Source organism: Catellatospora sp. NPDC049609, from assembly GCF_040675365.1.
Lineage (GTDB): Bacteria > Actinomycetota > Actinomycetes > Mycobacteriales > Micromonosporaceae > Catellatospora.
Window position 1 is genome coordinate 1 of the sequence record NZ_JBFAOU010000265.1, and the last position, 7534, is coordinate 7534.

Genomic DNA, 7534 nt, shown 5'->3' on the forward strand with positions numbered 1-7534 from the left:
CGAAGCGGGCCTGTCGGTCTCGCTGCTACCCGAGCTCGACAACCCAGAAGTTGTCACGTCGCACCGGACTCAGGCTCGGCTGGGCTCGCGCTTGGGGAAGACCGTGTACCAGACCGGCCAGCCGACCAGCCAGATCCCGAGCACCACGGTCAGGCGCTGGATCCAGCCCGCCAGCTCCGCGGTGCGGGCCGCGTCGCCCACGTAGAGGATCGCCGCGCCGAGCAGCGCCACCGCGATCAGCCACGCCACGAACGCCTTGCCCCACTCGCGCCACTCGTGCCGGGTGCGGGCCGCGCCGTACTTGGGCGGCCGGACCGGGGCGGGCCCGCCCGCGAACCGGTGCGCGAAGCGCACGTCGGCCCAGCGCACCATCGAGTGCCCGAACGCCACCGAGAAGCCCAGGTACGCCGCGGCCAGCCCGTGCGCGAAGGTGGCGGTGGCGCCCCGGTGCAGGTCGATCGCGGTGGCCGCGAGCAGCACCAGGTCGACCACGGGCACGCCGACCAGCAGCACCGTCGAGACGGCCGGCCAGCGCAGCAGGTAGCGGGCGGCCAGCCCGGCGCCGAGGATGACCCAGAACCCGATCTCGCACGCGGCGATGACGAACAGCAACATGTACCGATCGTGTCCGGCCGCCGGTCCCCGCGCCTCGGAGCACGGCATGAACCCGGCGTACACCGAAGGATGTAGCCCGTCTCCGCCCCCGGCCGGTCGCCGCGACCCGGGGCGGTGTGTTGTGATCAAGCGGTGACCGTGCGCTGGCCCTCGTGGCGGACCGACCTGGCGATCAGCCTGGTCTCGTTCGTCGGCGGCCTGCTGCTGTACGCGGCCGGCGGCTGGCGCATGTTCCTGGGCGACGGGCCCTGGTCGGGCGCGCCGCAGTGGCTGCTGCTGGTCCCGATGACCGTGATGGCGGGCTGCTGCCTGCTGCGCCGGCTCGCCCCGGGCACGGCCGAGGGCATCGGCCTCGTCGCGCTGGCCGCCGACACCCTGCTGGGCGGCTCGCTCGGCACCGCGCTGATCTTCACGCAGGTGGTGTACGACGCCTGCGTCTACGGCCGGGCCTGGCTGTGGCGGGCCAACCTGATCGGCTCGGTGGCCGCCTCGGTGCTGGCCGCCGTCGCGGGCGTGCTGGGCAGCGGCGACTGGCGCGGCATCGTGCTGGGCCTGGTCGTCGCGCTGGTCGCGGTGCTGCCCACGGTGACCGGCATCAGCGTGCGGCAGTACCGGGAGCAGGCCCAAGTCCAGCGGTTGCGGGCCGAGGAGACGGCGCGGCTGGCGGCGTGGGAGCAGCGCCAGGCCGTCGCCGACGAGCGCGCCCGGATGGCCCGCGAGCTGCACGACGTGGTCGCCAACCAGCTCAGCGCCATCGCCATCCACTCCACCGCGCTGCTGTCCGCGGCCGACCCCAGCCCGCGGCTGGTGCGCCAGGCCGTCGAGCAGATCCGGGCCAGCAGCGTGTCCGGCCTGGCCGAGATGCGGCAGATGATCGGCCTGCTGCGCGACAGCGGCACCGCCCCCGAGGCCGACCCGGCCGCCCGGCCGGGCCTGGCCGCGCTGCCGCAGCTGGTCGCGCAGGCCGAGGGCGACGGGCTCACCGTCGAGCTGCGCACCGCGGGCACGGACCGGGCACTGCCGGTGAGCGTCGACTTCGCCGCGCACCGGATCGTGCGGGAGAGCCTGACCAACGCCTGGAAGCACGGCACGGGCACGGCCGCGCTGCGGGTCGACGTCGACGCCGACCGCGTGCTGATCGAGGTGGACAACCCGGTGCGGCCGGGTGCTGCCACGTCCGGCAGCGGGCACGGTCTGATCGGGATGCGGGAGCGGGCCGCGCTGCTCGGCGGCACGCTGACCGCCGGGGCCGAGGACGGCCGCTGGCGGCTGCGGGCTCGGCTGCCGGTGCGGCACGCGGCGGAGGCGGCCGGATGAGCATCCGCGTGGTCGTCGCCGACGACCAGCCCGCCGTCCGCTCGGGCATCGTCCTGATCCTGGGTACGCAGCCGGACATCGAGGTGGTCGGCGAGGCCGCCGACGGCGCGCAGGCGATCGAGCTGTGCCGCCGCGAGCGGCCCGACGTGGCGCTGCTCGACGTGCGCATGCCGGTGCTGGACGGGATCGCCGCGACCCGCGAGATCGTGGCCGAGCAGCTGGCGCAGGTGCTCATCCTGACCACGTTCGACCTCGACGAGTACGTCTTCGGCGGGCTGCGCGCCGGTGCGGCGGGCTTCCTGCTCAAGGACATCGAAGCGGCGGCGCTGGCCGAGGCGGTGCGCACGGTTGCGCGCGGCGACGCGATCATCGCCCCGGCGGCGACGCGGCGGCTGCTGGACCGCTTCCTGGCCGCGCCGGAGTGGACCGACCCGGCGGCCGCGCCGGACCTGGACACGCTGACCGGACGGGAGCGGGAGGTGCTCGGCTGCCTGGGCGCGGGACTGTCCAATGCCGACGCCGCGCAGGCGCTGCAGATGGCCGAGGCGACGGTGAAGACGCACGTCAGCCGGATCCTGGCCAAGCTGGGCCTGCGCAGCCGCGTGCAGGCGGCCATCCTCGCCCGCGAGCACGGCCTGCGCCCGCCCGGCTGAGCCCTATGTGCCGACGCGAACCGGCGCCCGGTGCGCGGAACAAAATCGGCGGCCGTGCGTTGGGGGACGGTGTGACCGTTGAACTCCCGGAGCCCGCCAAGCGGCTGCTCGACACCGACACCTTCGCCACGCTGGCCACGGTGAACCCGAACGGGTCGCCGCAGAGCAGCGTCATCTGGGTGACCCGCGACGGCGACGACGTCGTCTTCTCGACCATCCTGGGCCGCCGCAAGACGCTGAACATGCAGCGTGAGCCGCGGGTCTCGCTGACCATGTTCGACCCGGAGAACCCGTACCAGTACGTGGAGATCCGGGGCACGGTCACGATGACCGAGCAGGGCGGCCCGGAGCTGATCCAGCGGCTGTCCCAGCGCTACGACGGCCGCCCGTTCACCGAGAGCAGCCCGGCCAACGTCCGGGTGGTCTGCCGTCTGACCCCGTCGAAGGTGTTCGCACGCTGACGCCGCCAGTGCGCACCGGCGGCCGGGTCACGGCCCGCCGAGGCGGCTGAGCGCCTGCTCGGCCGCGCCGAGACCCAGCTCCTCGAAGATCTCCAGCGCGGCCCGCCACGCCGTCACCGCCTGCCCGCGCGAGCCGGCGGCCAGGTGGCAGTCGCCCAGGTGCAGCAGCACGTCCGCGACGCCCGGCCGGTCCCCGACCTCGGCGAACAGGCGCCGTGCCTGGTCGAGGCCGGCCAGGGCCAGCGCGTGCCGGCCGAGCCGGGAGTAGGCCACGCCCAGGCTGTCCTGGGTGGCCGCCTGCCCCCGGCGGTCGTCGAGGTCGCACTGCAGCCGCAGCGCCCGCTCCCCGTAGTGGACGGCCAGCTCGTGCCGCCCCACGGCGGCGAGCAGGAAGCACATGATGTTCAGCGCGTTGGCCAGACCCGACCGGTGCCCGGCCTGCTCGTAGAGCGCCACGGCGCGCTCGGCGTGGTGCAGCGCCGACTCCGGGCGGCCGCTCTGCTCGTACACATCGGACAGGTCCAGCTCCAGGTGGCCCAGCGCCGCCGTGTCGCCCAGCGCGGTGAAGGCCTCGATCGCCCCCCGCAGCGCCGCGTGCGCCGCGTCGTGGCGCCGCAGCCAGGTCAGCGCGCGCCCGTGGCCACGGCGGCTGTGCGCGGCACCGAGCCGGTCGCCGGTCCGCTCCGCGGCGGCCACCGCCTTCTCCTGCACCTGCGCCCAGTCGCGCCAGCGGCCCGCCCGGTCCTGGTAGGGCGCCAGCACCCAGCCGAGCCGCCACAGGTACGGGTCGGGCGCGACGTCCACCATCGCCAGCAGCGCCGGATACTCGACGTCGAACCACGCGAACGCCTCCCGGTGACCGCCCTGCGGCTCCCCGGCGGGCCCGGGCTCGGCGATGACGCGGTCGCGGTGCGGCGCGATCAGCAGCGCGGCCCGCGCCGCGCTGTCCAGGTAGTGGCCGAACATGCGCTGCGCCGCCGCCGCCCGCCCGTCGTCGCTCTCCGTGGCCTGGACCAGCTCGTACGCATACGCCCGGAGCAGGTCGTGGAAGCGGAAGCGGCCCGGCGACGGCTCCTCCAGCAGGTGGGCGCGGGCCAGGTCGCGCAGGTGCCGGTGGACGGACCCGGCCCCGGCACCGGCCAGGGCCGCGGCCGCCGCCACCGAGATCTCGGGGCCGGGATGCAGCGCCAGCAGCCGGAACAACCGCGCGCGGGCCTCGTCCAGATCCTGGTAGGAGTGCGCGAACACCGACCGCACGTCGCAGGCCCGGTCGTTGACCTCCAGCGCCGACAGCGCGCCCTGCCCCGACCGCAGCTCCGCGGCCAGCGCCGCGAGCGTGAACCACGGATGCGCCGCCGCCCGTGCGGCCACGACGGCCAGGGCGAGCGGAAGCCGCCCGCAGCGCTCGACGATCTCCGCCACGGCCTGCGCGTCGGCGCCGGTGCGGCGGGCGCCGAGCCGGCGCGTCAGGTACGCGCGCGCCTCGTCCGCCGCGAAGACGCCGAGCGGGAGCGGATGGGCACCCTCGACGGCCACCAGGCCGGTCAGCCGGTCCCGGCTGGTCACCAGCACCAGGCAGCCCGGCGTGCCCGGCAGGATCGCCCGCACCTGCTCGGCGTCGCGCGCGTTGTCCAGCAGGATCAGCATCCGCCGCCCCGCCAGCAGGCTGCGATAGCGGGCCACCTGCGCCTGCGGGGTCGGCGGCACCGGCTCACCCGGCCGCAGCGCCTCCAGGAACAGCCGCACCACCTCGCCGGAGGTCATGGCGGGCCGGGCGGGGTCGAAGCCGCGCAGGTCGGCGTAGAGCCGCCCGTCGGGGAACGAGCCGCGTGCCGCGTGCGCCCAGTGCGCGGCCAGCGTGGACTTGCCGACGCCCGCCATGCCGGTGACCGCGCAGAGCAGGGTCGTCTCGCCCGTCCAGGACGCCACCAGCCCGTCCAGCACGGCCAGATCGCCGGCCCGGCCGGAGAACGTCGGCGGCGGGGCGGGCAGCTGCTCGGGGACGTCGCCCGCCCCTCGCTCGCCGTGGGCCCGCGTCGGCGGCGGCACCGGGTCGGGAGCCGGGCCGGCGGTCCGCGCCAGCAGGTCGCGGTAGGCCCGCTCCAGCTCGGGCGCCGGATCGACGCCGAGCTCCTCGCGCAGCCCGCGGCGCAGCGCGCCGAACTCGGCCAGCGCGGCGGCCCGCTGCCCGGTGCCGGCCAGCGCCGCCATCAACCGCAGGCACACGGCCTCGTCCAGGGGGTCCGCCGCGGCCAGCGGGCGCAGCACCGCCAGCACCTCGTCCGGCGGGGCACCGGCGTCGGCGTACTCGACGGCGCAGGCACGGCGGTCCCGGCCGAGTGCGATGACCGCCGGGTGGGTCTGCAGCGCGGGCAGGTCGGCCAGTGGCTGCCCGTGCCACATCGCGGCGGCCTCCCGGTAGCGCCGCACGGCCTGCTCCCGCTCGCCCCCCGCCATCAGCCGGCGCGCGTGGCCCAGGGCGTGCCGGAAGACGGCCAGGTCGAGCTGCGCCACGGCCACGTCCAGCCGGTAGCCCCCACCGGCCGCGACGATCCGCACCGGGTACGGCTCCAGCCGGGCGCGCAGCCGCGAGACGTGCGTGTGCAGCAGCCGCGCGCCGTTCGGCGTACCCCACAGCAGCTCGACGAGCTCGTCGCGGGAGACCGGCACGCCGGGGGAGAGCGCGAGCAGGGCCAGCAGCTCGCGCCGCTTCGGCGAGCCGAGGCCGACCTCGGCCGCACCGGCCGTGACCAGCAGGGGGCCGAGCACCTGGATCCGCACCCCGGCGGCCTCGCCGCCGCGCGCCGTGCGCAGCAGAGTTGCCGTCTCGGGCGGGGACAGGTCGAGTGCCTGCGCCAGGCGCCGCACCGTGTCCGGGCGGGGCCGTGCCACCCGGCCCTGCTCCAGGTCACGCAGCGCGGCCAGGCTGACCGCGGCGCGGGCCGCCAGCATCGACTGGCTCAGCCCGGCGCGGGCGCGGCGCTCGCGCAGCGAGCGGCCCACGGGCGACGGTCCGTCCTGCAACTGCCCTCCATCGTCCGCCCGTACCGTTACCCGTACCGGGCCGGTCCGGCACGGTGCCCCACCAGCGCGTTCGGCCCGGGGCCACCCGTCGGCGGAACGTCGACTATATGACAGCGGCAGCCGGAAGTCTTATGTGATCAATCACTCCGGCCACAAAGGAGTCCACATGAGACAGCGGGACCGGCGGCGCCTGCGCCTGGCCGGCATCGGCCTCGCCGCGGCGGTCGCCACGGCGCTGACCCTCGGGTTCGGCGGCGACCCCCAGATCCGGTACGACGAGGCGCCCGAGTCCGTCGCGCACGGCAAGGAGATGTTCTCCTTCAGCACCGTCGACAGCCTGCTCGCCACCTCGCACCTGGTCGTCTACGGCACGGTGAGCGCGGTCGGCGAGGGCCGGTTCACCGGCGCCGACGAGGACGGCTCGACGACCAGCCAGATCCGCCTGCGCAACGTGACGATCACCGTCGACGACGTGCTGCACAACCCGAAGAACACGCTGATCCCGCCGAGCATCCTGCTGGAGGAGGAGGGCTGGGACTCGCTGGGCCGCGGCTACCTGCTCAACGGGGTGGCGTGGAGCCAGGTCGGCGACACGGGCTACTTCTTCCTGCGGCGCGCCGTGGGCAACGCCAACGCCTACGAGCTGACCAGCTCCGACGGCCGGGTGCTGAGCGTGAACGGCGCGCTGCAGCCGAGCAACACCGAGCACGAGCTGGCCGGCCGGATCACCGCGATCCAGCCCGCCATGTTCCCGGTCACCCTCTACAACGCCAGCCAGGCCTACGCCGCGGGCACCCTCGGCGCGGCCGGGCCCGCCGGCTCCGCACCGGACTCCACGACGGGAGAAGGAGAATGAGGCGCACCGTCCTCGCCGCCGCCACCGCGATCCTGCTGATCGCCGTGGCCGCGACCCCGGCCTCGGCCGGACACGGCGACAAGGCCAACGCGGGCCCGCCGGACAACGCCCAGCAGGACGTCGAGACGAAGTCGCTGACCACCAACGGCGCGGCGGCCGCCGCGCACGGCCGGGCGCAGCTGAACAAGACCGACATCACCATGAGCACGGGCGGCTCCGACCTGCACGTCTACGACGCGTCGTACTCCGGATCGTGGTACGGGCAGACCTCGTGCACGGACCGCAACTGGCTCAACGGCAAGTGCGACCACATGGACATCAAGTTCAACACCCGGCTGATGAACGGGCTGAGCCTGTCCAAGTGGCAGAGCCTGGGCTGCCACGAGTTCGGGCACTCCGGCGGGCTGGGCCACCGCGCGCACAGCAACGACAGCAACGACAACTCGTGCATGCAGGTGGACATCTGGCCGCGGTACTACGACACCCATGACATCGATGCCGTCAACGCGTACGTCTAACGATCTTGTGCGCAATAGTTGAGGTCGCGTGATGGGCCGCTCCGGGGCGTTTCACCAGGTGATGGTGCGGTCGGAGACCAGGGCGGCGAC

At 75.0% G+C, this 7534-nt stretch carries 7 protein-coding genes; 5 read left to right on the top strand and 2 right to left on the bottom strand.

Annotated elements, in window-relative coordinates; translation table 11 throughout:
* Positions 1–69: 69 nt before the first annotated feature.
* Complete coding sequence (locus tag AB0J67_RS37600; protein WP_363489987.1) at positions 70–615, bottom strand: hypothetical protein; 546 nt, start codon at positions 613–615, stop codon at positions 70–72.
* 132 nt (positions 616–747) lie between these two features.
* Between AB0J67_RS37600 and AB0J67_RS37605 the strand changes: the two genes are divergently transcribed.
* From AB0J67_RS37605 to AB0J67_RS37615, 3 genes are all read left to right on the top strand, one after another.
* Positions 748–1932, top strand: a complete 1185-nt coding sequence (locus AB0J67_RS37605) for a histidine kinase (protein ID WP_363489989.1) — start codon at positions 748–750, stop codon at positions 1930–1932.
* Positions 1929–2585 carry a response regulator transcription factor gene (locus tag AB0J67_RS37610; protein ID WP_363489991.1) on the top strand — a complete coding sequence of 219 codons (657 nt, stop codon included), beginning with the start codon at positions 1929–1931 and terminating at the stop codon, positions 2583–2585. The genes AB0J67_RS37605 and AB0J67_RS37610 overlap by 4 nt, the downstream gene beginning before the upstream one ends.
* A gap of 71 nt (positions 2586–2656) precedes the next feature.
* On the top strand, positions 2657–3046 hold the full coding sequence (locus AB0J67_RS37615) for a PPOX class F420-dependent oxidoreductase (protein ID WP_363489993.1): 390 nt from the start codon (positions 2657–2659) through the stop codon (positions 3044–3046).
* 27 nt (positions 3047–3073) lie between these two features.
* Here AB0J67_RS37615 and AB0J67_RS37620 read toward each other — a convergent pair whose 3' ends face one another.
* Positions 3074–6070, bottom strand: a complete 2997-nt coding sequence (locus tag AB0J67_RS37620) for a BTAD domain-containing putative transcriptional regulator (protein ID WP_363489995.1) — start codon at positions 6068–6070, stop codon at positions 3074–3076.
* Between the two features lie 166 nt (positions 6071–6236).
* Between AB0J67_RS37620 and AB0J67_RS37625 the strand changes: the two genes are divergently transcribed.
* Together AB0J67_RS37625 and AB0J67_RS37630 are read left to right on the top strand one after the other, a co-directional pair.
* A complete protein-coding gene (locus AB0J67_RS37625) occupies positions 6237–6926 on the top strand; it encodes a hypothetical protein (RefSeq protein WP_363489997.1) in 690 nt (229 codons plus the stop codon).
* Positions 6923–7444, top strand: a complete 522-nt coding sequence (locus AB0J67_RS37630; RefSeq protein WP_363489999.1) for a hypothetical protein — start codon at positions 6923–6925, stop codon at positions 7442–7444. The genes AB0J67_RS37625 and AB0J67_RS37630 overlap by 4 nt, the downstream gene beginning before the upstream one ends.
* Positions 7445–7534: the final 90 nt, after the last annotated feature.

Coding starts and splice junctions, on each gene's coding strand:
- AB0J67_RS37600 (WP_363489987.1), bottom strand. CDS start 615: ATGTTGCTGTTCGTCATCGCCGCGTGCGAGATCGGGTTCTGGGTCATC.
- AB0J67_RS37610 (WP_363489991.1), top strand. CDS start 1,929: ATGAGCATCCGCGTGGTCGTCGCCGACGACCAGCCCGCCGTCCGCTCG.
- AB0J67_RS37625 (WP_363489997.1), top strand. CDS start 6,237: ATGAGACAGCGGGACCGGCGGCGCCTGCGCCTGGCCGGCATCGGCCTC.
- AB0J67_RS37630 (WP_363489999.1), top strand. CDS start 6,923: ATGAGGCGCACCGTCCTCGCCGCCGCCACCGCGATCCTGCTGATCGCC.